At 68.7% G+C, this 24,402-nt stretch carries 28 protein-coding genes and 3 pseudogenes; 16 read left to right on the forward strand and 15 right to left on the reverse strand.

The features are described from left to right. Positions 1–23 precede the first annotated feature (23 nt). Together leuD and GUY60_RS04065 are read left to right on the forward strand one after the other, a co-directional pair. Positions 24–644, forward strand: a complete 621-nt coding sequence (gene leuD / locus GUY60_RS04060; RefSeq protein ID WP_161693858.1) for a 3-isopropylmalate dehydratase small subunit — start codon at positions 24–26, stop codon at positions 642–644. Between the two features lie 30 nt (positions 645–674). Further along, positions 675–1,574 (forward strand): LysR family transcriptional regulator, encoded by a 900-nt coding sequence (locus GUY60_RS04065; protein WP_161693802.1) that lies wholly within the window; start codon positions 675–677, stop codon positions 1,572–1,574. Between the two features lie 4 nt (positions 1,575–1,578). On the opposite strand, the gene GUY60_RS04070 is transcribed toward GUY60_RS04065, so the two are convergent. Both GUY60_RS04070 and GUY60_RS04075 read right to left on the reverse strand, forming a co-directional pair. After that, positions 1,579–1,989, reverse strand: a complete 411-nt coding sequence (locus tag GUY60_RS04070; protein ID WP_161693804.1) for a cupin domain-containing protein — start codon at positions 1,987–1,989, stop codon at positions 1,579–1,581. A 75-nt stretch (positions 1,990–2,064) separates the two neighbouring features. Next, positions 2,065–3,939, reverse strand: a complete 1,875-nt coding sequence (locus GUY60_RS04075) for an FAD/NAD(P)-binding protein (protein ID WP_161693806.1) — start codon at positions 3,937–3,939, stop codon at positions 2,065–2,067. Positions 3,940–4,118: 179 nt separating this feature from the next. Between GUY60_RS04075 and GUY60_RS04080 the strand changes: the two genes are divergently transcribed. The 3 genes and pseudogenes from GUY60_RS04080 to GUY60_RS04090 form a co-directional block, all read left to right on the forward strand. After that, positions 4,119–4,760 carry a cysteine hydrolase family protein gene (locus tag GUY60_RS04080; RefSeq protein WP_161693808.1) on the forward strand — a complete coding sequence of 214 codons (642 nt, stop codon included), beginning with the start codon at positions 4,119–4,121 and terminating at the stop codon, positions 4,758–4,760. Positions 4,761–4,810: 50 nt separating this feature from the next. Next, positions 4,811–5,992, forward strand: a complete 1,182-nt coding sequence (locus tag GUY60_RS04085) for a pyridoxal phosphate-dependent aminotransferase (protein ID WP_161693810.1) — start codon at positions 4,811–4,813, stop codon at positions 5,990–5,992. Positions 5,993–6,033: 41 nt separating this feature from the next. After that, positions 6,034–6,201, forward strand: a pseudogene (locus GUY60_RS04090) (transposase); the annotation flags it as partial. A 31-nt stretch (positions 6,202–6,232) separates the two neighbouring features. On the opposite strand, the gene GUY60_RS04095 reads toward GUY60_RS04090, so the two are convergent. Then, positions 6,233–6,592, reverse strand: coding sequence for a hypothetical protein (locus GUY60_RS04095; protein WP_161693812.1), 360 nt, complete (start codon positions 6,590–6,592; stop codon positions 6,233–6,235). Positions 6,593–6,808: 216 nt separating this feature from the next. After that, positions 6,809–7,593, reverse strand: a protein-coding gene (locus tag GUY60_RS04100) for an IS5 family transposase (RefSeq protein ID WP_161693860.1) whose coding sequence is annotated in 2 segments (ribosomal slippage) — positions 6,809–7,260 and positions 7,260–7,593 — 786 coding nt in all. Because the reading frame shifts where the segments join, the coding sequence is not laid out codon by codon here. A gap of 219 nt (positions 7,594–7,812) precedes the next feature. Between GUY60_RS04100 and GUY60_RS04105 the strand changes: the two genes are divergently transcribed. Further along, positions 7,813–8,226 carry a hypothetical protein gene (locus GUY60_RS04105; RefSeq protein WP_161693814.1) on the forward strand — a complete coding sequence of 138 codons (414 nt, stop codon included), beginning with the start codon at positions 7,813–7,815 and terminating at the stop codon, positions 8,224–8,226. A gap of 33 nt (positions 8,227–8,259) precedes the next feature. Here the strand turns inward: GUY60_RS04105 and GUY60_RS04110 are convergent, their stop codons facing one another. The 5 genes from GUY60_RS04110 to GUY60_RS04130 are packed head-to-tail and all read right to left on the reverse strand — an operon-like array spanning position 8,260 to position 11,383. Beyond that, positions 8,260–9,435 (reverse strand): methyltransferase domain-containing protein, encoded by a 1,176-nt coding sequence (locus GUY60_RS04110; RefSeq protein WP_161693816.1) that lies wholly within the window; start codon positions 9,433–9,435, stop codon positions 8,260–8,262. Then, entirely contained in the window at positions 9,432–10,412 is a 981-nt protein-coding gene (gene tgmB, locus GUY60_RS04115) for an ATP-grasp ribosomal peptide maturase (protein WP_161693818.1), read from the reverse strand. The genes GUY60_RS04110 and tgmB overlap by 4 nt, the downstream gene beginning before the upstream one ends. Further along, positions 10,412–10,750 carry a hypothetical protein gene (locus tag GUY60_RS04120; protein WP_246234264.1) on the reverse strand — a complete coding sequence of 113 codons (339 nt, stop codon included), beginning with the start codon at positions 10,748–10,750 and terminating at the stop codon, positions 10,412–10,414. Before GUY60_RS04120 ends, tgmB begins: the two co-directional genes overlap by 1 nt. After that, a complete protein-coding gene (locus GUY60_RS04125; RefSeq protein ID WP_312866177.1) occupies positions 10,728–11,078 on the reverse strand; it encodes a hypothetical protein in 351 nt (116 codons plus the stop codon). Before GUY60_RS04125 ends, GUY60_RS04120 begins: the two co-directional genes overlap by 23 nt. Continuing rightward, positions 11,075–11,383 (reverse strand): hypothetical protein, encoded by a 309-nt coding sequence (locus tag GUY60_RS04130; RefSeq protein WP_161693820.1) that lies wholly within the window; start codon positions 11,381–11,383, stop codon positions 11,075–11,077. Before GUY60_RS04130 ends, GUY60_RS04125 begins: the two co-directional genes overlap by 4 nt. Positions 11,384–11,919: 536 nt before the next feature. Here GUY60_RS04130 and GUY60_RS04135 point away from each other — a divergent pair. From GUY60_RS04135 to GUY60_RS04165, 8 genes and pseudogenes are all read left to right on the forward strand, one after another. Then, positions 11,920–13,167 carry an NsdA family TPR-like regulatory protein gene (locus tag GUY60_RS04135; RefSeq protein ID WP_312866178.1) on the forward strand — a complete coding sequence of 416 codons (1,248 nt, stop codon included), beginning with the start codon at positions 11,920–11,922 and terminating at the stop codon, positions 13,165–13,167. Then, complete coding sequence (locus GUY60_RS04140) at positions 13,164–13,712, forward strand: GNAT family N-acetyltransferase (RefSeq protein ID WP_161693822.1); 549 nt, start codon at positions 13,164–13,166, stop codon at positions 13,710–13,712. Before GUY60_RS04135 ends, GUY60_RS04140 begins: the two co-directional genes overlap by 4 nt. Positions 13,713–13,769: 57 nt before the next feature. Next, positions 13,770–14,189 (forward strand): NsdA family TPR-like regulatory protein, encoded by a 420-nt coding sequence (locus GUY60_RS04145; protein ID WP_512700829.1) that lies wholly within the window; start codon positions 13,770–13,772, stop codon positions 14,187–14,189. 26 nt (positions 14,190–14,215) lie between these two features. Beyond that, positions 14,216–15,253: pseudogene (locus GUY60_RS04150) on the forward strand (NsdA family TPR-like regulatory protein); the annotation flags it as partial. A gap of 87 nt (positions 15,254–15,340) precedes the next feature. Beyond that, the gene (locus GUY60_RS04155; protein WP_187369926.1) at positions 15,341–15,841 is read left to right on the forward strand and encodes an NUDIX domain-containing protein; all 501 of its coding nucleotides are present in this window, start codon (positions 15,341–15,343) and stop codon (positions 15,839–15,841) included. Between the two features lie 140 nt (positions 15,842–15,981). Next, positions 15,982–16,398, forward strand: a complete 417-nt coding sequence (locus tag GUY60_RS04160) for a VOC family protein (protein WP_161693828.1) — start codon at positions 15,982–15,984, stop codon at positions 16,396–16,398. A gap of 76 nt (positions 16,399–16,474) precedes the next feature. Then, a pseudogene (locus GUY60_RS38780) lies at positions 16,475–16,621 on the forward strand (tetratricopeptide repeat protein); the annotation flags it as partial. 531 nt (positions 16,622–17,152) lie between these two features. Continuing rightward, positions 17,153–17,620, forward strand: coding sequence for a hypothetical protein (locus GUY60_RS04165; protein ID WP_161693829.1), 468 nt, complete (start codon positions 17,153–17,155; stop codon positions 17,618–17,620). On the opposite strand, the gene GUY60_RS04170 is transcribed toward GUY60_RS04165, so the two are convergent. From GUY60_RS04170 to GUY60_RS04185, 4 genes are all read right to left on the reverse strand, one after another. Further along, on the reverse strand, positions 17,564–18,496 hold the full coding sequence (locus GUY60_RS04170) for a hypothetical protein (RefSeq protein WP_161693831.1): 933 nt from the start codon (positions 18,494–18,496) through the stop codon (positions 17,564–17,566). The two genes, GUY60_RS04165 and GUY60_RS04170, sit on opposite strands and share 57 nt — an antisense overlap. Before the next feature lie 324 nt (positions 18,497–18,820). Further along, positions 18,821–19,666: an IS5 family transposase gene (locus GUY60_RS04175; RefSeq protein ID WP_161693833.1), complete on the reverse strand. Its 846-nt coding sequence runs from the start codon at positions 19,664–19,666 to the stop codon at positions 18,821–18,823. Between the two features lie 19 nt (positions 19,667–19,685). Next, positions 19,686–20,111 carry a hypothetical protein gene (locus tag GUY60_RS04180; RefSeq protein WP_161693835.1) on the reverse strand — a complete coding sequence of 142 codons (426 nt, stop codon included), beginning with the start codon at positions 20,109–20,111 and terminating at the stop codon, positions 19,686–19,688. A 4-nt stretch (positions 20,112–20,115) separates the two neighbouring features. Beyond that, a complete protein-coding gene (locus GUY60_RS04185) occupies positions 20,116–21,117 on the reverse strand; it encodes a DUF6192 family protein (RefSeq protein ID WP_161693837.1) in 1,002 nt (333 codons plus the stop codon). 215 nt (positions 21,118–21,332) lie between these two features. Between GUY60_RS04185 and GUY60_RS04190 the strand changes: the two genes are divergently transcribed. Beyond that, on the forward strand, positions 21,333–21,662 hold the full coding sequence (locus GUY60_RS04190) for a hypothetical protein (RefSeq protein ID WP_161693839.1): 330 nt from the start codon (positions 21,333–21,335) through the stop codon (positions 21,660–21,662). A gap of 16 nt (positions 21,663–21,678) precedes the next feature. Here the strand turns inward: GUY60_RS04190 and sigJ are convergent, their stop codons facing one another. Then, positions 21,679–22,650, reverse strand: a complete 972-nt coding sequence (gene sigJ / locus GUY60_RS04195; RefSeq protein ID WP_161693841.1) for an RNA polymerase sigma factor SigJ — start codon at positions 22,648–22,650, stop codon at positions 21,679–21,681. 176 nt (positions 22,651–22,826) lie between these two features. Between sigJ and GUY60_RS04200 the strand changes: the two genes are divergently transcribed. After that, positions 22,827–23,351 carry a carboxymuconolactone decarboxylase family protein gene (locus tag GUY60_RS04200; protein WP_161693843.1) on the forward strand — a complete coding sequence of 175 codons (525 nt, stop codon included), beginning with the start codon at positions 22,827–22,829 and terminating at the stop codon, positions 23,349–23,351. Positions 23,352–23,504: 153 nt separating this feature from the next. Here the strand turns inward: GUY60_RS04200 and GUY60_RS04205 are convergent, their stop codons facing one another. Further along, complete coding sequence (locus tag GUY60_RS04205; RefSeq protein WP_161693845.1) at positions 23,505–24,080, reverse strand: dihydrofolate reductase family protein; 576 nt, start codon at positions 24,078–24,080, stop codon at positions 23,505–23,507. Between the last annotated feature and the right edge of the window lie 322 nt (positions 24,081–24,402).

The raw sequence follows: 24,402 nt of genomic DNA on the forward strand, positions 1-24,402 counted from the left end.
CCCTCAGGGAGAACGCCACCGTCATGGAGAAGTTCACCGTCCACACCGGGACCGCGGCCCCGCTGCGCCGTACCGATGTCGACACCGACCAGATCATCCCGGTCCGGTTCTGCGCGAGCACAAGGCGTGACGGGCACGCGGACTCGCTGTTCGCCGACTGGCGCACCGAGGACGGCTTCGTCCTGGAGCAGCCGGAACGCAAGGGCGCCACCGTCCTCGTGGCGGGGCAGGACTTCGGCACCGGATCGTCGCGCGAGTACGCGGTGTGGGCGCTGCAGGACTACGGCTTCCGTGCCGTGATCGCGCCCCGTTTCGGCGACATCTTCCGCGGCAACTCGCTGATGAACGGGCTGCTCACGGTCGTCGTCCCGGCCGCGGTGGTGGAGCGCCTGTGGGAGCTGACGGAGGCCGATCCGACGGCTCTGGTCACCGTCGACCTGGAGCGGCTGCAGGTGCGGTGCGCCGATCTCGTACAGGACTTCACCCTCGACGAGGACGTACGGCGCCGGCTCCTCGGCGGCCTCGACGCCATCGCCGACACCCTGCTCGACGAGGCGGACATCGCGCGGTACGAGGCGACGCGGCGGCCCGCGCTGCCGGTGACGCGCCCTCCGGTGACATACCCGCCGGCGACCGTGCGATGAAGGCGACTGTGCGATGAAAGCGACTGTGCGATGAAGCTGTCGCAGTGCGCGGCGTTCGTGGCCATAGCGGACACCGGCAGCTTCACCAACGCGGCCCGCGCCCTGGGCATCAGCCAGTCCGCGGTCAGCCACGCCATCGCGGGCCTGGAGACGGAGCTCGGCGTGACGCTGATGGTGCGGGACCGCTCCGGCGTGGAACTCACCGACGCCGGGCGCCGCGCCCTGGAGCCCGCGCGGGCCACGGTCGCGCAGTCCGAGCGGGTGCGGCAGGCGGTGCACGGCGAGGGCGGCGAGCCGGAGGGCACCGTACGGATCGGCACCAGCCAGAGCTTCGCCGCCCGGCTGCTGCCCGCCCTGCTGTCCGAACTCCACACCCGCTACCCGCTGTTGGACATCGAGCTGCGCGAGGGCAGTGACGCCCAGATCGCGCAGTGGCTGCGCGGCCACGGCATCGACATCGGCATCGTGTCCCTGCCCAAGCGGGGCCTTGCGACGGTGCCGCTGCTGCAGGACGAGATGTTCACGGTGCTGCCGCTCGACCATTCGCTGGCCTCCCACACGGAGCTCGGCATCGGCGAGCTCGGCGGGGAGCCCTTCCTGATGCCGGTCGGCGGGATCGAGGCGATGGTGCGGGCCGCGTTCCGCACCGTGGGCCTGGAGCCGTCCATCAGTCACCACGTACGGGACATCAACGCGCTCCTCGCGATGGTCGCCGCCGGGCTCGGTACGACGGTGCTGCCCCGGCTCGCGCTGCCGGCGGCGCTGCCCGAGGTGCGCCTCGTGCCGCTGTCCCCGCCGGTCGTACGGCACTTGGGCATCGGCACCCGGCTCGGCTCGGAGGACTCGCCGGTGGCGGCGGCCTTCATCGACGTGGCGCGCTCGCTCGCGCTGCGCAACGACTGGAGGAGGCTGCCCGTTGCGGTGCGGTGAGCGGTCAGGCCACCGGGCGGGTCGGCGCGTGCCGGACACCGAGCACGGTGCAGCCGGTCTCGGTGCTGACCCGGTGGACGCTGCCGGGCTCCTCGACGACGAGGTCGCCGGGCCGGTACCGGTCGCCGTTGTCGTTCCGCAGCTCCCCTTCGAGTACGAGGATCAGCTCGTGCCCGAGGTGTTCGTGCAGGTCGCCGTGGGCGCCCGGCGCCATCCGCGTGATCATCGCGGCGCCGGAGGCGTCGTCGTCGGTGACGTACAGGCGGTGCAGGTCGACGCCCGCGCGGCCGGGCTCCTCCCACCGCTCCCAGGCCAGGGCGTCGAGGCCGACCGGGTCGAAGATGTCGCGCAGCACGGTGACGTTGCGGGGCTGCGGCTCGGCGGTGGGAACGGCGGGCTGGGTGACTACGGACATGGGGGTACTCGCTTTCACGGGTCGGAGAGGTCGGAGAGGTCGGGTGGAGCGGGCGCCAGGTCTCAACAGGCGTGCCTAGACGCCCAGTTGGACCGGCGCGGAGGTGGCGAGGACGGGCGCCGTCACATCAGCCGCGATCGCGTCAGCGTTCTGCACGAAGTCCGTCCAGAAGCCGGGCCTGCTGCTGCCGCCCTGCATGAACCAGCGGGTGTGCTCGGTGGGGATGCCGAGGACGTACAGGCCCTCGTCGGGTGTGCCCGCGTTGTCCACCGGGTGGAAGGGTGCCTCGGTCACGGCGACACCGCCGGTGTCGAAGCGGTCGCCGTCCGCGCCGTGGTTGACGTACGACGTCCAGATGCCCTGCTCGCGCAGGCTGCGGGTCAGCGGGTGCGGGTCGAGGCGCACGTCGGGTGTGGGGATGCGGGCGTCGACGACGGTGTCGACAAGGACCTTGGAGCCCGCCACGTACGGCGAGTGCACGGCGAAGCGTCCCGAGGCGGCGTCCGGCAGGAAGCGGGTGTCGGGCCCGGCGATGCGCAGCAGGCCGCAGTCGAGGAGCGCGGTGACCTGCTGGAGGCGGCTGCGGGGCGGGCCCGCGGCGAGGAACGAGCTGCGCGGCACGTACCAGCCGAGGAAGTCCTCGCGGTGCGAGGTCGGGGTGAGGCCGGCGAAGTCCACGAGGGCGCGGATCACGGCACGGGAGTCACGGATGACGTCGAGGGCGGCCTTCAGCGGGTCGTCGACGTTGCCCGCCTCGGCGTGCGCCAGGTCGGCGGCGAGGGCGTCGGTGAGGGCCCGCTCGAAGTGCTCGGGGCTGTCGAAGTGCCGTCCGGCGAACGGGCGGGCCTGACCGTCCAGGTCGATACGGGGCACGTCGTCGAGCCCGTACCCGGCGGCGATGGCGACGACGTCGGGCACCCCGGCCTCGGCGGCGGCGACCACTTCGGCCTCGAACGCGGCGGACTTGCCGGGCCCGTACCGGGACGTCAACGTCGTGGCGTAGTAGACGAGTTCGACCTCGGCGAGCAGCCACGGCACGGCGTCATCGGCGAAGGAGATCTCGCCGTGGCGGCTGTGCGCGAGGATGCGTTCCGTCGTGAACAGCGCGTGGTCGTAGCGGTAGTCGTGGTGTTTCTGGTTGCGGCCGCGGGCCGGCAGCGGCATCGCGCTGCGCGAACCGGCGACGATCACCGGTTCGTCGCCGCTGGGCCGGTAGACGAGCCCGCCGTTCCCGTCGTCCTCGAAGATGCCGCCGCGGCCCTCGGTGAGCGCGGCCATCACGTCGTAGAAGGACAGGCCGAGGCCGAGGACACCGACGGTCGAGCCTGCCGGGGCGCTGTCGAGGGGCATGTCGGCGGCCGAGTCGCCCGCGATGTAGCGCAGTTGCGGGTGCTGCTCGGCGAAGGCGGCAAGGCGGCGCTGGTTGCCGGTGAGTTCGGGGGTGGTGTGGCCGGTGGTCAGGACGACCCGGTCGGCGGTGAGGTGGGCGCCTTCCCTGAGGGTGAGGTGATATCCGTCCGCGGTCCGCGTCAGTGCGTCGACCGTCGCCTTGACGGGTATCAGCCGAACATTTTCGGGGAGGTTTTCCTCAATGGTCCTGAGAATGAACTGCATATAGCGGCCGTGCAGGGCGCGCGGCGCATAGCTGTTGGGCCCGGGGTACTTCGCCGGTTCCTCGGCGCTCCACCACTGGGCGAGCGAGGGGCCCGCGCCGGGCCGTGCGGGGCCGCCGTCCGGCTGTCCGGAGAACGCGGACACCTCGTCGGCCACCGTGTTCATCAGGAACCATTCCGGCTGGTCAGTGCGCCAGATGCGGCCGCTGCCGATCTGGTGGGAGTCGATGAGGTAGATGTCCGTGGCCTCGTCGACCGGGCTTGCGGCGAGGCGGGCCGCCATGCGCTCCAGGACGGAAAGTCCCCTGGGGCCACTGCCGACTATTGCCACCTTCATTTATCTACACGACCTTTCAACAATCGGTACCCGTCTCGCTGTTCCTAAAAGATATGAGCGGCTGTATCTACAGTTCAAGACGGGTTTATTGATGCATCACATGAGAGTTGTTCATGCAATTCCACGGCGAAGGCCACGACGAAGGCCACGACGAAGGCCACGACGAAGGGAAGAGGGAAATGAGTAAGGATCAGCAGCCCGAGCGGGAGCAGGGCGGGCGGGAGCAGGGCGGGCGCCCGGCGCTGCTCGTACTGGACCTCATCAACGAGATCGTGCACCCCGACGGCAAGTACGCGGCGGACGGCTACTACGCCGAGGCCCGCGACCGGGGCGTCATCGAGCACACCGCCGAGGCCATCGCGCGGGCCCGCGCGGCGGGCATACCGGTGATCTATGTCGTGGTCGGGTTCAGCGACAACTACGCGCAATGGCCCGCGAGTTCACCGGTCTTCGAGAAGGCCAAGGCCGACGAGCGGCTGCTGCTCGGCACCTGGGCGACACAGGTCCACGAGGCGCTCGCACCCGCGCCCGGGGAGCCGGTGGTCGCCAAGCACCGCATCAGCCCCTTCCACGGCACGAACCTCGAAGTCCTTCTGCGCACCCAGGAGATCGACACGCTGCTGCTCACCGGGGTCTCCACCGAACTGGTCGTACTGACCACGGCACAGGCCGCCCACGACCGCGACTACCGGGTACGGGTCCTCGAGGACGCGACGCTCGCCGGGGACGCGGAGATCCACGAGGCGGCGCTCAAGGTGCTTTCCCGTATCGCCACGGTCACGACGGTCGCGGACGCGCTGCCGCCGGCCACGCGTGAATGATCGTCAACTCACGTATCAGAGAAGGGAGTCGGAGGAAAATGGGTAGGGGCATGAGCAACCGGGCAGCGTCCCGTTTCAGCACCGTGGGGGCGTCGGCGACGTACGCCGTCTTCGACCTGGTCGCGGAGCTGCGCGCGCAGGGCGTGGAGGTGTTCGACCTGGGCGGCGGCGAACCGGACTTCGACACGCCGGAGCATGTCGTGGACGAGGCGGTGGGCGCGCTGCGTGAAGGGTTCACGCACTACACCCCGAGCCGCGGTGTGCCCGCGCTCCTGGAGGCCATCGCCCAGAAGCTCGCCAAGGACAACGGCGTCATGGCCGACCCGGCGAGCGACATCGTCGTCACCCCGTCCGCGAAGCACGCGCTGTTCGCCGCGCTGCTCACGGTCCTGGACCCCGGCGACGAACTCCTGGTCCCGACCCCGAGCTGGGTCAGCTATACGGCGATGGCGCGGCTGATCGGCGCGCGTCCGGTGCAGGTGGCGCTCGACGGCGGCAACGGTTTCCGGATCACCCGCGAGCTCCTGGAAGCCCACGTCACCCCCCGTACCAAAGCACTCCTGGTGAACTCCCCCAACAACCCCACCGGCCGGGCCCTGACCGCCGAAGAGGCGCGCGTCATCAGCCAGTTCGCGGTCGAGCACGACGTACTGCTGATCGCCGACGAGATCTACGAGAAGATCCTGTACGACGGCACGGAACACCGCAGCCTCGCCGCCCTCCCCAGCTGCGCCGACCGCACGATCACGGTGAACGGCTTCTCCAAGGGCTACGCGATGACCGGCTGGCGCCTGGGCTACGCGGCCGGCCCCACCGACCTCATGACCGAACTTCTCAAGGTCGCGCAGCACACGGTGGGTTGCACGGGTTCGTTCGTGCAGCGCGGCGGCATCGCGGCACTCACGGGCCCACAGGACCCGGTCGAGGAGATGACCCGCCAGTACGCGACCCGCCGCGACCTGGTGGTGGACGGCCTCAACTCCCTGCCGGGGGTGACCTGTTCACCCCCGGACGGCGCGTTCTACGCCTTCGCCGACATCCGCGGCACGGGCTTCACCGACTCGTCGTCGTTCGCCCAGTGGGTCCTGAAGGAGACGGGGGTCGCCCTGATGCCGGGCTCGGCGTTCGGGCCGGGGGGTGAGGGGTACGTTCGGTTGTCGTTCGCTACGTCGGCGGAGGTTCTTGGGACGGCTCTTGAGCGGGTGGGGGTGGCTTTGGGCGGTCGTCCTTAGACGCCATTTCGTTTGGTGTGATCTTGCGGCAGTCTGGTGTGGTGACGACTGGGCTTGTGCAGCGGATGGTGCCGGACGGCTTGTGGGAGTTGTTCGAACGCGTGGTGCCGCCGGCGCCGGAACGTCCTCAGGGCGGTGGCCGGCGTCGGCATGGGGATCGGGAGGTGCTGGCTGCGATCATCTTCGTGGCCACCTCTGGGTGCACCTGGATGGCGGGCTGGACGCGCCGGGCGGCTTCCGCTACTTGCGGCTGAGGGTTTGGTCGTCCCCGCTATCAGGATCTCCCACGCTGCGCCGCATCTTCGGATGCGCCTTCGAGCCGCCGAATTCCCACGGGTTGCCGTCGCAGACGGTGGTCCACACCTTCTCCGCTTCCTTGTCGTCGGGATACGCGCCCCACTCGCCGGTGCCGCTGCACTCCGACACCTTGTCGCCGTCGTTATTGAACTCGGCAAGGTTGGTTACGACGACGGTGCCGTCGTCCTTGAAGAGCAGGGTCCCGGTATCGCCCTCGGTCCAGGTGCCTACGATGTCGGCCCGAGCCAGTGTCTGTGGCTGCCATATGCACCCCGTGGCCAGCGTCAACACCGCGACCGCCAAGACCACTCCACGCAACCCCGCAGCGACTCGCCCTCGTTCATCACGCATGACTCCCCCTTGCGTACGTCAAACCCCGGTTGCTTCGCACACCAGATCGTCAAGCGCTCACGCTGCCACGAAAGTTGAACATGTTCAACTCTGCTCGGTGCGCACTGGCAGCCCCGCTCCACACCGCATTGAGCGGTACACCTTGGCCGCTCGCCGTAAGACGCCATTTCATTTGATGATGCGGCGGTAGCAGATCAGGGTGCTGGCGATGCCGACGAAGGCGAGGAAGTGCTCAGGCTTGCGTTCGTAGCGGCGGTGCAGGCGTCGGCATCCGTTCAGCCAGGACATCGTTCGCTCGACCACCCAGCGGTGCCGGCCCAGTCGATCGGAGGCTTCGATTCCGCGCCGCGCGATGCGGGGCACGATCTGTCGTCGTCGCAGCCAGTTGCGCAGGTGGTCGTAGTCGTAGCCCTTGTCGCCGTGGAGCTTAGCGGGGCGGCGGCGACGGGGGCCGAAGCGGGAGCGGATCGGTGGTATCCCTCGCATCAGCGGGATCAGGGCTTGGCTGTCGTGGTCGTTGGCGGCCGAGATGCCTATCGAGATGGGCAGGCCGTTGCGGTCGACGATCAGGTGGATTTTCGATCCTGGCTTGCCACGATCGGTCGGATTCGGTCCCGTCAACGGCCCCCTTTGAGGGCCCTGACGCTCACGGAATCGATCGCGCACCTCGACCAGTCCAACTCGCCGCGGGCGCCGAGTTCATCCAGGACCAGACGGTGCAGCTTGGCCCACACCCGGGCCTGCGACCACTCCGTGAAGCGCCGGAACGCCGTCACTCCGGAGGGGCCGAAGCCGGGCGGGAGCTGGTTCCAGGTGCACCCAGAGGTGGCCACGAAGATGATCGCAGCCAGCACCTCCCGATCCCCATGCCGACGCCGGCCACCGCCCTGAGGACGTTCCGGCGCCGGCGGCACCACGCGTTCGAACAACTCCCACAAGCCGTCCGGCACCATCCGCTGCACAAGCCCAGTCGTCACCACACCAGACTGCCGCAAGATCACACCAAACGAAATGGCGTCTTAGGGGATGACCACCCCCTCGGCCGTCACCCCCGCGCCGGCACTTGCAGGATGCGCGTGGCGGCGCGCATATTGCTGGCGGACTCACCACGCCTGCATGCCAGTTGAGGTCCGGGTCCACGACCGAACGATCGACCGCACGGGGGACGTGGGATGCGCAAGGGCACCAAGGCAGCGGCATGGCTCAGCGGCGGGGCAGCCCTCGCGCTCTTCGCCGGCGCCGGCGGGCTGGGCATGATCCAGGACCTCATCGTGCCGGACAAGAAGGCGTGCGAACTGGCTTGGACCGCCGACGGACTGCTCCACAAGGCATCGCATCCTGACGATGAAGCCACCGTCTACTACGCCCACGCGAGCGAGATGCGTGCAGCGGCGAAGGTGACCGACGACCGGCCTCTGCGGGCCGCTCTCCTTACCGACGCCGACATTTCCGCACGCTTCGCCAGGGCATTGAGCGAGGACAGGCTCACGGACCGGCCGAAGGACGACCCTGACAAGGCGATCAAGTCTCGGCGGATCTGGCAGAAGCACTGCTCCGACTACTACGTGACCCGGGCGGTGACCTGATCCGTGTGCGGTCTTCGCCTCGGGCACCGCCGCCTACAGGGCCCACCTGTGGACGGCACCGCCGGGCGCTGCGTACCTGACCTCTTGCGCGTCCGGAGTGGCTTCGATGGTGAACCACTCGCGGCGGGGCCGGTTGAGCTGTTCCCACAGTCGGTGGGCGGCTGCGATCGGCCGCCACAGGTCGCGGGGTCCGGTCGACGTGACCGTCGGTGGTCCCTGGGGCATGTCGGCGATGCGGGTCGTCGAGCCGTCGGACGGGTCGTACAACGTCGTGACGTGCAGGCCGTCAGCACTCGTCCCGTAGGTGCGTACGACATCCGGGGGCAGGTGGAGCTGCGCGAAGAACGAGAACGTCCAGTCGTCCAGTACGCGCGCCGACAACTCGCCGTCTCCACACGGGCCTTCCGGGACGACGGAGACCTGTGCGGGCGTCTCCGAGCCGCTCCTGAGCGGCATGAACGCTGCGGGGGTGTGCAGGACGTACCCGGCAGCGGAGCCATCGGGGAGCTTGGTGAGCCTGGCCACCATCCCACCGGCGAGCGTGCCCTTGATCGGTACGACCATGATGCCGCCGGGACGCAGCCGGGCCAGCCATGCGGGCGGAACGCGGCACACGGAGGCGGTGGCGATGATGCGGTCGTACGTCGCGTCCGCCGGGAAGTCCCGGGCGCCGTCGCCGTGGATGACGAGCGGGTCGAAGCCGACGGCGTACAATCGCGGCCGGGCCCTGGCAGTCAGAGATGCCGTCCGGTCGACGGTGGTGACGTGCTTGTCCCCGGCGAGGAAGCACAGCGCGGCGGCGTTGTAGCCGGTGCCGGTGCCGGCCTCGAACACATCGTGCCCCTCGTGCACGTCGAGGGCGTCGAGCATGTCCGCCATGAGGCTCGGCGCCGTCGAGGACGACGTGGGAACACCGGTCAGGCCCTCGGGGGCCGCGTCCTCGGCGTGCACGCCGTCCACTTCGGTGATGAGGGAGTCGTCCGCGTACACGGCGTCGAGCCAGGCCTCCGCGTGGCCGTCGGTGCTGGACCATGGGATGAACCGGTCGCCGTCGCGGCGGTAGAACACCGGCACGAAGAGGTGGCGGGGGACGTTGAGGAAGGCGCCCGCCAGGCGCGAGGACAGCACCACGCTTCCGCGCTCGATCTGCTGGGTGAGGGCGACGCGAGCGGCGAGAGTGCGCTGTCCGTCGTCGAGGATGTTCGTCACGAGCCGGTTCCTTCCAGGTAGTCGCAGATCGCGGCCGTGATGGGCAGTCCGGTCGCCTGCTCGATGAACCCGTACTGTCCGCTCGGGTTCACTTCCAGAAACCGCCAGGCCCCGTCCGGGGTCACCACGAAGTCGAAGGCGCCGTACGGGAGTCCGAGACAGTCGAGCACGCGCAGGACTCCGGCCGCCACGTCGGCGGGCGGTTCGCAGATCTTGTACGTGTGGCTGTCGTAGTCGCTGCGCCAGTCGATGTGACCGGCGTCGGAGTCGGCATGGATCTCGGCGGCGAAGATCCTGCCGTCGACGGCGGTCTGCCGGACCTCGTGTGCTTTGGGCACCCACTCCTGGAAGAGGTGGGCCGTGGTCGCGATGTCCGGGTGTGACAGGTCATCGGGATCGACGACGTTCGCGTACACGGCGACGGTCTGTCCGTGCACGGTGCCACGCACGTGAAAGAACGGCTTGTACACGACGGGTCCGCCGGTTCCGGCTGCGAAGTCCCTTGCCGCATCAGGGTCGTTGGTGATCAGCGTTCGGGGGACGCTCAGCCCCGCCTCGGCGGCGATACGGAGCTGCAGCGGCTTGTACTCGGCATCGGCCGCCTTCCCCGGCGGGGGCAGCCAGCGGCACGGCAGGGCCGACAGCAGACCGCCGAAGCCCCAACGGGCCTCGGTCTCGGCGACTTTACGCGCCTGGGAGGACATGCCCTGCGGAAACCTCGGGCGGGTGGGGCGGCGGTAGTAGACGGAACGGACCGACGCGATGTCGAGGGTGCGGCGGTCGTTCTTCAGCGTGCCGTGCCAGCGGTTCCCGCTGAGATTCCCACTGAGGTTCGCGGCGAGTGTGAGGCTCAGCGGGAACTCGGCCATGTCCGCCCGGAAGACGGGCACGGCACGCCGGTCCAGTTCCTCGACCACCAGATCACAGGTCGGGTCGAACCGGCCCGCGAGGATGAGAACCTGTCCGGCGTCCGTCATCAGTCGTCACTCGGCCCGGGGTCGTCCGGAGCGTCCATCTGGCCCGTCGGCGCCGTCGGCCCGTACGTCTTCGGCGGGTTCTTGGTCATGTAGACGCCGGGCGGCAGGCCCTCGTACGTGCCCCTCTGGGTGTCCTCGTCGTAGGCGACATCGCACGGCAGGATGCCGCCCGTCGTAGGGGCCGGTACGAGGAAGCGGAACGCGAACGGGGACGGCCCGTCGCCTTCGGACAGCTCCGGCAGGAGTGCGGGGCCGTCGGTGCTCAGCGGCAACCGCAGCTCCGGTACGTCGAGCGCGACACCTGTGGGGCGACGCTCAGCGATCTGTGAGGGAGGCATTGTTTTCCCTTTCTCGGTCGTTGGGAAGTGCTCGTTCTTCGTCGGGTTCGGGCAAGCGGTCGCCCCGGCTCTCCGCGACCCGCAGTGCGTCGCTCAGGGCTTCGGTCATCCGGGCGAGCAGGAAGTGGAGTTGGTCCGGTGTGGCCTTGCGGTCGGCGAGCAGGTCGGCGGCGTGGTCCAACAGGTCGCTGCCCATGGCGAGTTGGATGCTCTCGATGTTGTCGGCGACCTTGTTCACGTAGCTGTCGGCGTCGTCACTCGTGAGGAAGCACGGCTTGCCGTCAGGGGTCGCCCACGGCAGGAGCCGCACCATGCCCGATGCGGTCACCAGGCCACCTCCACACCGTGAATCCGGCGCGGCCCGAGGTCGACGCCGTGCACCGCGAACCACAACGCCCTTCGCCGCGCGCGCTGTTGCCGTACCTTCATCCGCTGCTCATGGGCGATGAGGTACGGGCGGACGAGCGGGGTGTCCTCACCCCGGAGCGCGGGTGCGCACCGCGTCGGCGCGGTCGGAACGTGCGCGCCGAGCGTGGCGGAGCGCGCCGCGGCGGCGATGGACCGATGCCGGCCCTTGGCGGGCCACAGCAGCCGTAAGAGCGGCAGGAACAACTGCGCGATAACGTGTGTCACGTCGTCAACCTCCTGGGGTTGATGGCCACGCCCCCGGACCGTTCGCGCGGTCGCGGGGGTCTTCTCATGTTCTTCAAGTACTCGACCAGCACCGGGTGTTGAGAGTCGCACCGAATACATGGCGGTCGGCGAAGGCATTCACGACCGGACGGGGTGGGTGGTGCGCCTCCCCGTAAGAGCGCCCGGAGGCAGGCTCGAACGGGGAGGCCGTCATCAGGGGCCGCGTGCGCGCCTCTGCTTCGGCGCCGGGCGCGCGGATTACGTCGTTGGCCGGCACATGACCACCGAGGCCGACGTCCTCGGTGACGGCGGTTAATGCCCGCGCCTCGGCGAGACTCGGTTCCTGTGTGGTCGCACTCGCCATCACGCACTCCTCGCGTCTTCCCGTCTCAAGCGATGCTTCGAGTAGAGCGCCGAAAGTCCGGCGGACGCGATGAAGAATCGGGTGACGCCTGCTTGCGAGGGACCGGAAAATTTTACTTTCAGCCTTCAGCGGCAGGTGGCGACACGGTTAGCTTGGCGAGGTGGCAATCACTGTGCAGCAGCGCATGGATGATCTCGACATGACGCAGGTCGAGTTAGCCCGGCGCATGAACGAGGTGATCGAAGAAGTCTTCGGCAGTCCGGGCAAGGTGTCAGTACGGACCGTGCACAACCTGATGCACGGCAAGACGAGTTGGCCGCACACGAAGATCCGTATTGCCCTGGAGAGCGTGCTGGGACGCACGGCCGAAGAACTCGGCTTCGAACCGCGCTGCAAGACCAGGTCTGGAGACGAGCAGGAGGGCTCCGCCGTGCAACGTCGCACTTTTGGGACGACCGCTGTGGGGCTTGCCTTGGCCGCCACCGCGGCGCGGCCGGCCGCCGCGCGCACCCGCATCGGGTCGGGTGACGTGCAACGCCTACACACCAAGTTCGCCGAGATCATTGCCAAGGATCACCGACAAGGCGGCAGCCTCTCCATCGAGAATCAGGCCCTCGGGCTGGCTGGTGAGGCCCTGGGCCTGCTCCAGCGGGGCTCGTGCAGCCAGCGAATCCAGAACGCCATCTACGCCACGGCGGCCTCATTCACCAGCTCGGCAATGTGGGCAGCGACCGACGGGCGGCGCTTCGACGCGGCGCAGCGGCACTTCGACCGCGCATCCTCGCTGGCCGGCATGTCCGGGGACCAAGCGATCCAGTTCCGTATCTGGTCCCACGCGGGTTCTCTGTACCGGCACTTGGCGCGGCCGGTGGACGCTCTCGCCGCGAACGATGCGGCTCGTCGCCTGACGCTTGTTCGGCGTGACCCGCTCTTTGGGGCGCTCGGGCACGCTCGGCACGCCGCCATTCACGGCGTCCACGGGGATCTCGCTGCGATCCGACGGTGCATGGGGCAGGCTGAGGATGCTTTCGACCGGGCCGCGTCGGATGAACCGCGCCCTGTGTGGATGCGCGCCTTCTTCGACCAGGCCGAGTTGCACAGCCTGGCCACGGCCGCCTACCTGGCTGCGCAGGACTACGCGACAGCGGAGGCGCATGCTCACCGCAGCCTGGTCTACTTGCGGCCGAACCTGACGCGTTCGCGAGCGATCACCACGGCCCGTCTTGCGCGCGCCCAGCTCGGGCAGGGGGACTTGGGACCTGCCGTCGCGACGGCCACGTCCATTCCCGGATCTTCCATGGACCACCCACGGGTCGCGGGGATGCTCAACAGCTTCACACGCGCCCTCTCAGAGGTCGCGCCCCGGAGTCCCGAGACGAGACAGTGGAACGAGTTCACCAACGCCCGGAGGACGCCTTGACCGAGCTGGTTCGTGCCCGAGACATCGACTCCGTGTGGTCCACACTGATCGATGTCTACGCTGACGTCCGCAAGGCCCAGCTGCACAATCCCCACTACTCCGTGGAGCGATATGCGGAGCGCCTCGCCCGTCATGGGCGTGAACCCGGCTGGGAAGTCGTCATCGCCTACGAGGACGAGCACCCCGTCGGCTATGGCTACGTCAACACGCTGACGCCAGACGACCGTTGGTGGAAGCGCACCAGCCCAACCCTTTCCGTTCAGGTCACCTCGACGCCGACGGTGGCGGTCAAGGAAATGATGGTGGTCAAGGCACATCGGCGGCAGGGAATCGCGAAGAGGATCCACGACGCTCTGCTAGCCGAGCGTGAGGAAGAGGCGGTTTCACTGATGGTGTCACCGGCCAACCAAGATGGCCGGGTGCAAACTCTGTACGCAAGCTGGGGCTACCGCGTAGTCGGCAATTCCCAGCCGTCTCCGGATTCGCCCCCGTTGACGGTCATGCTGCGTCCCTTGCGCATGCCTGAACAGGCTCCCAGCTCCTGAGCTTCGTCATTCTCGGAACGGGATTCGAACCGGGCATCCTGCTGATCTCCTACGACCATCGCCGCACTCGGGCAGGCACACGAGGCCCTGTCCGAGCAGGAAAGCGAGCAGGCGCCCCAGTGGGCCTACTGGGTGTGCGGGGAGGAGCTGGACGTTATGGACGCTCGGGTCTTCACCGAGCTGCACCGGCCGCTACGAGCCGTGCCTCTGCTGACCGAAGTACTCAGCCGGTACGACGCGACACACGCCCGGGAGGTAGCGCTGTACCGCTCGTGGCTCGCCATCGCTCTGGCCGACGCCAACGAACACGAGCAAGCCGCCGAGGAAGCCCGCCACGTCATCACCCTGTCCGCCGAGGTGGCCAGCGATCGCGCCGCCGAACGATCCCGCGTCGTGCTGCGCCGGCTCCGGGATTTCCCCGAAGTGCCCGAGGTACGCAGCCTGTTGCACGAACACGGCCACTTGCTGGGTGCTTAGGCGGGTAGTTGTCCTTGTAGTACAGCCTGGGGAGGCGAGATATGGACCCGTCCCGCCGCGGCGTCATGGGGGCAGCGCTCTTCTCCGTCGCGCTGACCGCGCCGAACTGGCCCGATGTGGTGGGGCGTATGGAAGCCGCCGGGACTGGCGCTGCTCAACGCATCGGCATGCCCGAGGCGCGGCTGGTCGGTGACATGACCGAGCGAATCTCGGAACTCGACGACCAGTTCGGCGGGCGGCACGCACGGCCGATGGCGTCGGCGTTCCTCATCAACACGGTGGCGCCCTATCTACGGGCCGACGCACCTGACGACGTACGGAAAGCGATGCTGTCCGCGGCCTCGGATCTGCTGTACCTGACCGGATACATGGCCGTGGACGAAGGGCTGCACGGTCTCGCGCAGCGCTACTACGTCAAGGCCCTGGAGCTGGCGGGCGCGGGCGAGGACCACCTGACGTACTGCACCACCCTGCGCGGCATGAGCGTGCAGGCGGTCGACCTGGGGCATGGGGCAAAGGCCATGGAGTTGGCCGATGCCGCCGCCACCGCGTCACCGAAGGCGGGGCCGCGCATGCAGGCGTTTCTCGTGGGGCAGCAGGCGCATGCTGCCGCGCAGACCGGCGACCGGACGGGGGCGATGCGGTACATCCGAGAGGCGGAGGCCGCCATGGACCGGGCGGAGGGTCGAGCCAAGGCGCTCGGCTCGTACGATCCCGCAGCGCTCAACTACCACATCAGTCAAGTGCGTTATGAGCTCGGTGACATGCTTGGTGCTGTTGAGGCGATGCAGCAGGCCGACCGGCTGCGTCCCGCGATCTATCGACGAACGCGGATGCACCAACGGGGCACCCTCGCCGAGCGGCAATTCGAGATCGGCCACCTAGAAGCCGCCTGCGCCACCTGGAACCAGGCCCTCGACGACTACCCCAACGTCCAGTCGGGACGGGCCGACGACCGCGTACGGACCATGTTCAAGGTGCTCCGCCCGCACCTGAAGAACGGCACTGCCCGCGACCTCTACGAACGCGCCCGGCACGTCACGCCGGCCTCGCTCTCGGCGTGACGCGCAGCGGGTCGGCTCCCCAGCTACCGCCGGGAGGTGCCCCCCAGAGCAGGGGAGACCCCAATCCCGGCCGACGAAGGGACCACCGTGGCTCAGCCGACAACCGATGACCAGCAGCCCAATGCCCTCAAGCCCGCCCTCGAATCCATGACCCTGCTGGTCGCCGCTGTCGTCGTCCACGACCGAGCCCACAACCGCGTCGTCCTCCTCCAGCGCGGCCAGAACGCCAAGTTCGCCCAGGGCAAGTGGGATCTGCCCGTCGGCAAGAGCGAACCCGGCGAACCGATCACCGAGACCGCGGTTCGCGAGCTGTACGAGGAGACCGGCCTGACGGTGAAGCCGGAATCCCTGAAAGTCGCCCACATCATCCACGGCGCCTGGGGAGTCGAAGCACCCAACGGCTTCCTGACCGTCGTCTTCGCCGCTCATGAGTGGACCGGCGAACCCGAGAACCGCGAGCCCCACAAGCACGCACAGGTCCGTTGGGTCGACACTGATGCCATCCCCGAGGAGTTCGTGGACACCACCGCCGGCGCCCTGCACCACTATCTCGGCGCTGGACCGGAGGTCTCCCTAGGCGGCTGGTGAACTCCACGAGCGCCGAACTCGACCGCATCCCGGCATGGGACGACGAGCGCGGCGGGTTCAAGCAGGTCAGGGCTCGGACGGTTGTCAGTGCCCGTTGCTACGTTCAAGCCGTTCGAATCACTCACGCCAAGGAGCATCAGATGGGATCTCAACTCAACCCGTGCCTCGCCTTCAACGGGAACGCACGGCACGCGATCGAGTTCTATCAGGACGTCCTCGGCGGCCAGTTGGAGATGGGCACCTACGCCGAATACGGCTCGCCGGACGTGCCTCACCCCGACAAGATCATGCACGCCACGCTCCGTACCTCAGACGGCTACACGTTGATGGCCTGGGACGTTCGGGAAGAGATGCCCCACACCCCGGGCAACAACGTCGCGGTCTTCCTCAACGGCGACGGCGACGCCGCCAAACTCCGCGACTACTTCGAGAGGCTGTCCGCCGATGGCACCGTGACGCTGCCCCTGGAGAAGCAGTCATGGGGTGACGAGGCCGGCTCGCTCGTCGACCGGTTCGGGATCACCTGGATGGTCAACATCACCCAGCAGCCCAGCTAGACCATGGGCAGCATCAAGGTCCGATTCCGGAGTTGAAGACAAGCTGAGCTTTGTTCCGGAAGCCCTGGTCAGGGGTGAGGGAATCGTCGCTCTGGGGAGGCGAGACATGGACCCGTCCCGCCGCAGCGTCATGGGAGGGGCGGCACTCTTCTCCGTCGCGCTCATCGTGCCGGGCTGGCCCGACGTGGTGGGGCGTATGGAATCCGTGCAGGCCGGTGCGGCTCAGTGCCTGTTTGGGAAGGGGCTCTTCGGAGAGACCGGAGCCCTAGCCTGAGAAGGTGTCCGGCGGATTCGGAGTGGTGCAGGACCGCCGGTGTCCCAGTGCGGAGACCGGCTGCCACTGGACGCGCGATCGGACGCGCGGTTCTGCTGCGCCACGTGTCGTTGCAGGCAATGGCAGCTCAGCCTTCGGGTCCGGCGGCGCTGGGCGGCCGTCCACCGCGGTGCGGGGATGCGGCAGTGCCCGGAGTGCGGGACTGCGTGGATCGCCTCGCTGGAGCGCCGCAAGGACGCGGTGTTCTGCTCCGGCCGGTGCCGGACCCGGGCCTGGCGGCGCCGGGCGGAATCGTTCAGCAAGCTGTCACAGTGACGGCACCGTGAACGACTCACCCCGTCAGATTCGCCCTTCTATCGGGCAGTTGGAGTCGATTCTTGCGGTTTCACTGCGGCGGGTCGACGGTGGCGTCGTGCGGGCCGAGCCCCGCCGCCGGCACCGCGCCGACGCCCCGGCCCGCCTGGTGGGGTGGTGGCTGCCATGCCCGAGACCGGCGAGAAGACAGGCCAGGTCACCCGCGAGCGGTTCGACCAGATCATCGCCGAGCTGCGCGAGGAGATGGAGACCGACCGGCGCATCCAGTTCGTCGTCGGAGACCGCGCGCTGGAGGTGGAGCCGATGCGCCCGGCGGGCGGCTCGCCCACCGCCATCGGTGACCTGCCCACCGTCTCGGCCTCGCTGCACCTGCTGGCCGAGGAGTCCGGCATCCCGTATGAGACGGTCCGCAACCGCCGCTGGGTCGCCTACCGCTGGCCGGAGAACTACCGCCGGGCCGGGCTGTCCTTCCACCCTTCCTGCTCGTCCGGCAGCTCTTGGTCGCTGGGTTCATCCGGGCCCATGACGGGGTTCTACCCGGGGTCTTTGATCAGCAGCGGGATCCCGAACAGGCACTCAGCCCACCCGCTCATAGGTAAGGACGGTCTTCGGGTGGTTGCCGATCTTGCGTAGGCGCAGCGGGCCGTCCGAGGACTTCACGTCGAAGGAGTACTCGGTCTCCTTCGGCGGGCAGTTGACGGTCCTGGTGCCCTGATCGAGCTTGAAGTTGCTCATGGACAGGTCGTGCTGGTCGATGCCGGTGACAACGGCGCTGCCCTTGCATCGCGGGCCGGTGCGGGACTCGATGACCACGCGTGCCCATCTGCCGGGCTCGACCTGGTGGAGGGTCAGCTGCTGGCTGCCGTCCGTGGCTCGCCACCGGCCCACGAACCAGGGGTGGATGGGCTTGTACTTCGTGGCCACCCCGGCAAATCCGGAGCCTTTGCGCCAGGTCAGCGTGGTGGTTTTCAGCATGCCGGGATCGACGAAGTCCACTCGGGCGCCATCGTCGCGGATGCGGGCCTTCGGCCAGGCGATGGTGTTTTTGGCCGGGTCGGTGGTCCAGGAGGAGAGGTCCCCGGTGGCGACGGCCGCGATCACTTCTTGCGGTTCGTCGCCGTCCCTGCAGTGCGCGCCGAAGCCGGCCGCGAGCCACACGGTGTCCCGGTACGCCTTTGCCCTGATACCGCCGCACGGTTTGGTGCCGGTCTCATAGACCGTCTTCCGGGCGGACCAGGCGTCGTCAGAGGCGTCGCGATGCTGCGCCTCCAGGCCGCGGCGAGTGAAGCGGAGGGACACCTGCCGGCCGTCGGACAGTTCGAGGACGGTGTGGTCGTCGTCGGCCTCGACGACCCGTGAATCAGGCTTGTCCTCGGGTTCGCGGTGGAACTTCGTGTGCTTCGCGCTGCTGCCGGACGGTCCCTTGTCCGATTGCTCGGCGCAGCCGCCGACGGCTGCGCCGAGCATCAGCACCGCTACCGCCCACGCCGCTGCGCTCTTCGTTCTCATGCCGTGTCAGCTCCCCTGTACGCCGCGCCGCGATGCCCGGGCCGGTGGGTGGCACGAACTCGGCGATGCTAGCCGGTGGGCGGCCCGCCCCGCTCGGCCCCCGGCACGGTGCGGCCCCGGCGGTTCCGTCACTCGTCGAGGACGGCGGCGACCGCACCCGGGCCCGCGCCGCCGCCTCCCGCACCTCCAACTCCCCGATCAACGACCCCATCAGCGTCGCCTCCTCCACCCACACGGTAGGGCTCGGCCAACCGGGCCAGGACCCTCACCGCGATGAACCGCATCATGGGCCGTGTCACCGATCGGCGGAAGTTGTGCCGGTGGTCAGGTCCTCTTCGACCAGTCGGTGCGGGGGCCTTTGCGGGTGATCCTGCGGGTCATAAGGGTGATGAGTCCCCAGGTCAGATGGGCTTCCGAGTGCTGGGGGAGCCGTTCGTAGTCGCGGACGTTCCGGCGGGATTTCATGATCCAGCCAAGGGTGCGCTCGACTTTCCAGCGTCGGGGAAGGACCACGAAGCCTTTCGCGCCGCGAGGCCGCGAGACGGTCTTGAGGGTCATGTCCAGGAAGTCGCCCGACCAGTTGATGAGCTGGCCGGCGTAGGCGGAATCGGCCCAGATCTGGGTGATCTGCGGTTGCATCACGCGCAGGCGCCAGAGGAGTTCGCGGGCGGCATCGCGGTCGGTCATGCTGGCGGGAGTCACTGTGATCATCACGGGGAGCCCGAGGGTGTCGACCGCGATGTGTCTCTTGCGTCCGTTGATCTTTTTCCCTGCGTCGAATCCGCGGGTGGCCTTGGAGACAGTCTCCGCGCCCTTCACCGACTGCGAGTCAACGATCAACGTCACTGGCCAGGGGCATCGCCCCTGGCCAGTGCGGATCTGCCGGCGGAGCTGGTCACGCAGGAACGCCACGACGCCCAGCCGGTGCCAGCGGGCGAAGTGGTAGTAGACGGTCTGCCAGGGCGGGTAGTCGGAGGGCAGCGCTCGCCACTTGATCCCGTTGTCGACGACGTAGCGGATCGCGTCGACGACTTCGCGGCGGTGCCATTTCTCCGGCCTGCCGCCCGCCTTGGTCCGGCAGGCCGGGACGGGCAGCAGCGGTTCGAGCAGCGCCCATTCCGCAACCGAGGTGTCGGATGGGTAGCGGCGCCGGCGCGAGGAGAGGGGCATGGGTCATCTCGGGTTCGGTCTATTTGGAGAGCTGGGAGAGTGTCGCCCTCACCCCGGTGAGCTGAGCGGATGCCAGCTGTGCCCATTCGTCGTCGGGGTAGCGGGCCAGGTGCGGGTCGAGGGTCCCCGTGATCATCCGGGTGAGCCGGCCGAGCAGGAGACGGAACTGCTGCTTCTCGTAGGCGATCCAGTCCGCGGGCTCGTCGGAGAACAAGTACCCGTCCTTCCGGCGCCAGATGATCGGGGTCAGGTGCTCGGCGGCACCGACGTCCCGCAGATGCCGCACTCGCCGCGCGACCTGCGAAGGGGAGAGCCGCGTCGCCGCGACCAGCTGCTTCGTCTGAAGTCCGGCCGGCCGGGCCTCCATCAGCGCGACCCTCACCAGGTCGCCGTAGTGCTCGCTCAGGGGCAGAGCCCCCTCACCGCGACGCCGTCGCGGTGCCACCGGGTCAGTCGCCCTTCAGGAGCTGGGCCAGCTGCTCGTCCAGGGTGAACTGGCCGGTGTCGATGGCGGCCTCCAGCCAGTCGGCCGCGCCGCGGACCTTTGCGATTCCGCGCCGGATCGTCTCGTGTTCGTCCTCGCTGAACTCCTGGTCCCGCATCCGAGGGACCAGCCGTCCCAGCGTCGCCACGTAACTGTGGCAGGACCCGACCAGGTCGAGGTATTCCATGGTGTGCTCGATCTGGCGGACCGCCGGAACCCGGTCACGAATACGGCCCCGGGTCTCCTCGGAATTGTCGAACTGGGCCCGGTTCACCACCGAACGCGTCGTGTTGTTGCGCATAGCCTGCCGCGCGACCCGTGGCCGCTGGAGAAACTCCTCGGTCACCGTCTGCGCGACCTCGTCGTCCCGGGTCAGCTCCTGAACCACCCGCACCCGCTCCGGGGCGGGCAGCGTCGCCGCCGCCTCCGGCCGGCGAAGAAGGGTCACCGCGACCTGGGCGGCGACCTCGTCGTCCCGGGTGAGATCGGTGACGGCCTGTACCTTCTCCTCGACCGAGACCGGCGTGTCCACCCGCTGCCCGACCAGGCGTTTCGCCCCGTCGTTCGTCCAACCTCGTCGGCCCGTGCGCTGGTTGAACGGAGGGTCCTCAATCTGTGCCCACCGCTCGCTGTCCTCCCGGATCGAGGCCAGGATCCGGTGAACGCTGAACGCAACGCCTTCCTTCCGCTTGGCCTTCGGCCAGCGGGAGGCCACCCACCGCCAGTCCTTCACGGTCGAGGCCGCCACCCCGATGTCATCGGCGAAGATCGCCAACGACTCCTCGACCGTGAACAAGTCCTCGCTCCCGTTGGGCATCGAGCCGCCCACCGGCCTCAGCGGCTCGATCTCCAGCGCGATGTCCCCCAGCCCGAACTGCGCGCGGGCCACCGTCGCGACGAGCTCCCGCGCGTCGGCGACCAACTGCTCGTAACGCGTCCTGGAGACGTTCCCCACCCGATCCGCCATCGCGGCCCCACCACCTCACCCCGGGCCGGACCGACCACCGGTCAAGGTCGGCTCGCAACGGTGTCAGCCCAGGTCAGGACCAGAATGGCCCCGTTTTCCCGCGCACCGGCAGGTGCGAATCAGGGGCGCACGAGGCGCACTGCCCTCCACCCGCACTCCTCCGCGAAGTCAGTGCGGCACCTGTGTCACCTGCGGCGTTCGGCTATGGCGTCACCGTGACGGAATTCCGCGACACCTTCGACCGCCAGGCCCGCGTGCGGCACCGCGAGGAACAGAACACCGCCGACCGCTGGCGCACGACCCCCACCGTCCACTCACGCGCGCAGACCGGACACGTCATCACGTCCCCACGCTGCATCGCCGCCACCCGCCGCCGTGCCTGTTCCAGGGCTCGCCACCGCCGTGACCTGCACGTACCCGAGCAGAACACCGCTGCCGCCGACTTCGTCGGCGGCAGCGGAACCCCACACTCCCGGCAATACCGCCGAACCGTCCCGCCAGACCTCATGACCACCAGGATCCAGCCGTACAGGCCGCCCGACTAGAGATCTCAAACACTCGCTAAGGCTGCGGTCGGGCCGGTTCGGTCCCCGTGCTGTGGCCCACCGTCCACGGCCGGAGCTTCTCGGGGTTGCGTACGGCCCAGATGCGCGTGATCCGGTCGCCCGCGATGTCGAACGCGTACACCGTCACGATGACGCCGTTCTGCTGGGCGACCAGGCCGGGCTGGCCGTTGACGGTGCGCTCCAGAATCGTCAGGTCGGCCAGCCTGCCGGTGAGGGCGACGAGGCCGCGCGCGAGCTGCTCGGCGCCTTGGATCGGGCGGCGCACGGTGGTGGCGAGGCCGCCGCCGTCGCCGGTTGCCGTGACAGCCGGGTCGAGGAGACCGACGAGGGCGCCGATGTCCTTCGCTTCCCAGGCCTGCTTGAAGTTCCGGACGATGGCGGCCTGTTGGGCGGTCGGGGGCGCGGGTGTCCGCGAGGTGCGGATGCGCCGGCGGGCCGACGTTGCCAGCTGGCGGCAGGCCGCCGGCGTACGGCCGACGATGTCGGCGACGTCCGCGAAGGGGTAGCGGAACACGTCGTGGAGGATGAACGCGACGCGTTCGGCCGGGGTCATCGACTCGAGTACGACGAGGAAGGCCATGCCGATCGACTCGTCGAGGGTGACGCGGTCGGCCGGGTCGGCGGTGGTGCCGCCCGCCCGGCCGCCCGACCACTCCGCGGGTTCGGGCAGCGGCTCGGGGATCCAGTCGCCGACGTACCGCTCCCGTCGGGCCCGTGCCGAGCTGAGCACGTTGAGGCAGATACGGCCGGCGACCTTGGTCAGCCAGGCGCCGGGGGCTTCGATGGCCCGCTGCTCCTGTGCGGACAGGGCGTACCAGCGGGCGTAGGTCTCCTGCACGGCGTCCTCGGCTTCGGCGAGGGAGCCGAGGAGCCGGTAGGCGAGGTTGATCAGCTGACGCCGCTCGCTCATGATCACGCTCAGGCTCGGGTCGGGTCGGCCGTCTCCCGGCTCGGACGGGGTGGTCATGGTGTCGTCGGCTCCCTCGGTCGCGTCTGTCCTCACCCGTACGACAAGACAGCGCCCCTGAATGTGACGTCGGAGTGTGACGTCGGGTGTGACGTCGGTGCCCGCCTCACATTCCGGGCGCCTGTGCTGTCGGAGCGGTGAGACACCATCCGGCACCCAGGAAGGAAGACATCGCCATGTCCACACCGGCGACGACCGACACTGACACGGCGGCGGAGCAGGACGGCATCGAGTCGCGTCTGCCCGACCCCACCCACCTCTTTCCCGAGCTGGCGAAGCTCTCCGGAGCTGTGCGCGGTGGCATCCGGAACGGGCCGGTTCCGCAGACCGTCATCAGCCTGATGCAGCTCCGCGGCGCGCAGATCGTCGGCAGCACGTACCACGCCCTCCCGCTGACCGAGAGCCTCCGCAAAGCCGGGGAAACCGAGAAGCGCATCACCGCCGTGGCGACCTGGCAGGACGCCCCCTACTTCACCGACGCCGAACGGGTCGCACTGGAACTCGTGGAGGCGGTCCTCAACCCGAACCCGTTCGGGGAGCGCGTCTCCGACGAGCTGTTCGCCAAGGCATCCGCTCTCTACGACGACGAGGCGATCTGGACGCTCACCATGGCGATCGGCCACTTCTGTCTGTTCGTCCCGGTCGCTCTCATCGGCAAGCCGATCCCCGGCAGGCCCATCGGCAAGAACTACAGCAAGTAGCCCCAACCGGCTCAGGGTTGCTGCTCAGGGCTACTGCTCAGGGCTACTGCTCAGGATTACTGCTTGAGCGCACCCGGGGCCCGCAGTCGTCATGGCCTGCGGGCCCCTGGCCGGCGGGCTGTGCTGCTCAGGGCGTCGGGGGCATCGGGGGTGTCATCGCACCACGTCGTAGACGAGTTTGGTGACGCCGTTCGAGTAGGACTCCGACTCCCGGAGCCGCAGATTCTGCTGGTCCCGGTCCTCACGGCTGAAGAGGGACTTGCCGGCTCCCAGCAGTACGGGGAAAACGAGCAGGTTGTACCGGTCGATCAGGTCGGCATCGGCCAGACGCCGCGCCAGTTCCGCGCTCCCGTGGATGAAGATCGGCCCGCCCTCGCCCCGCTTGACCTCGGCGACGTCCTCGATCGAGCGGAGAATCGTGATCGGACCCCATCCGTCGACCAGTTCGTCGTCCGTGAGCGACGTCGAGACGACGTACTTCGGAAGATCCCGGTAGGGGGCGTGGTCCTCGGACCCCGGCCAGATCGGCGCGAACACGTCGTAGCTGTGGCGTCCGAACATCAGGGCCGTCGTCTCGGCCAACTCGTCCGCCTTGAGGGAGTAGGCCTCCGGTACGAATTCGGTCTGCATGACCCAGCCGCCGCTGCGGTGGCCTTCCGCTTTCCCTCCTGGTGAGTCCACCACGCCGTCGAGCGACATGAACCCCGTGTAGACCAGCTCTCGCGCCATCACAACTCCTCATCGGTATCGAGCAGGTTGGTCAGTTGATGCGGAGTCAACTGATGCAGAGTCAACCTGGCCCTCATCGGGCCCTCCGTGAAAGGGATGCTCGATCGTAGTGTCATGCAGCCGACGTCAACGTGTGTGATCTCTGCCGGAATTGGTGTGCGTACGCGGCATTGGTGTGCGTACGCCACGGCATTGGTGTGCGTACGCCACGGGGCTGAGCCGGCCGTTCGCGGAGAGGGCGCAGGCAGGGCCCGTCGGTGCGTGCCGAACGGCGTGCACCGTCGCGGGGAGACGTCAGGCCTCCGTCTCCCCCGCCCACCCG

It is taken from the genome of Streptomyces boluensis, from assembly GCF_009908195.1.
Lineage (GTDB): Bacteria > Actinomycetota > Actinomycetes > Streptomycetales > Streptomycetaceae > Streptomyces > Streptomyces boluensis.

Coding starts and splice junctions, on each gene's coding strand:
- leuD (WP_161693858.1), top strand. CDS start 24: ATGGAGAAGTTCACCGTCCACACCGGGACCGCGGCCCCGCTGCGCCGT.
- GUY60_RS04185 (WP_161693837.1), bottom strand. CDS start 21,117: ATGGCGGATCGGGTGGGGAACGTCTCCAGGACGCGTTACGAGCAGTTG.
- GUY60_RS04200 (WP_161693843.1), top strand. CDS start 22,827: ATGTCCACACCGGCGACGACCGACACTGACACGGCGGCGGAGCAGGAC.
- GUY60_RS04080 (WP_161693808.1), top strand. CDS start 4,119: ATGAGTAAGGATCAGCAGCCCGAGCGGGAGCAGGGCGGGCGGGAGCAG.
- GUY60_RS04170 (WP_161693831.1), bottom strand. CDS start 18,496: ATGAGAACGAAGAGCGCAGCGGCGTGGGCGGTAGCGGTGCTGATGCTC.
- sigJ (WP_161693841.1), bottom strand. CDS start 22,650: ATGACCACCCCGTCCGAGCCGGGAGACGGCCGACCCGACCCGAGCCTG.
- GUY60_RS04070 (WP_161693804.1), bottom strand. CDS start 1,989: ATGTCCGTAGTCACCCAGCCCGCCGTTCCCACCGCCGAGCCGCAGCCC.
- GUY60_RS04105 (WP_161693814.1), top strand. CDS start 7,813: ATGCGCAAGGGCACCAAGGCAGCGGCATGGCTCAGCGGCGGGGCAGCC.
- GUY60_RS04165 (WP_161693829.1), top strand. CDS start 17,153: ATGCCCGAGACCGGCGAGAAGACAGGCCAGGTCACCCGCGAGCGGTTC.
- GUY60_RS04175 (WP_161693833.1), bottom strand. CDS start 19,666: ATGCCCCTCTCCTCGCGCCGGCGCCGCTACCCATCCGACACCTCGGTT.
- GUY60_RS04160 (WP_161693828.1), top strand. CDS start 15,982: ATGGGATCTCAACTCAACCCGTGCCTCGCCTTCAACGGGAACGCACGG.
- GUY60_RS04075 (WP_161693806.1), bottom strand. CDS start 3,939: ATGAAGGTGGCAATAGTCGGCAGTGGCCCCAGGGGACTTTCCGTCCTG.
- GUY60_RS04205 (WP_161693845.1), bottom strand. CDS start 24,080: ATGGCGCGAGAGCTGGTCTACACGGGGTTCATGTCGCTCGACGGCGTG.
- tgmB (WP_161693818.1), bottom strand. CDS start 10,412: ATGACGGACGCCGGACAGGTTCTCATCCTCGCGGGCCGGTTCGACCCG.
- GUY60_RS04085 (WP_161693810.1), top strand. CDS start 4,811: ATGAGCAACCGGGCAGCGTCCCGTTTCAGCACCGTGGGGGCGTCGGCG.
- GUY60_RS04120 (WP_246234264.1), bottom strand. CDS start 10,750: ATGCCTCCCTCACAGATCGCTGAGCGTCGCCCCACAGGTGTCGCGCTC.
- GUY60_RS04065 (WP_161693802.1), top strand. CDS start 675: ATGAAGCTGTCGCAGTGCGCGGCGTTCGTGGCCATAGCGGACACCGGC.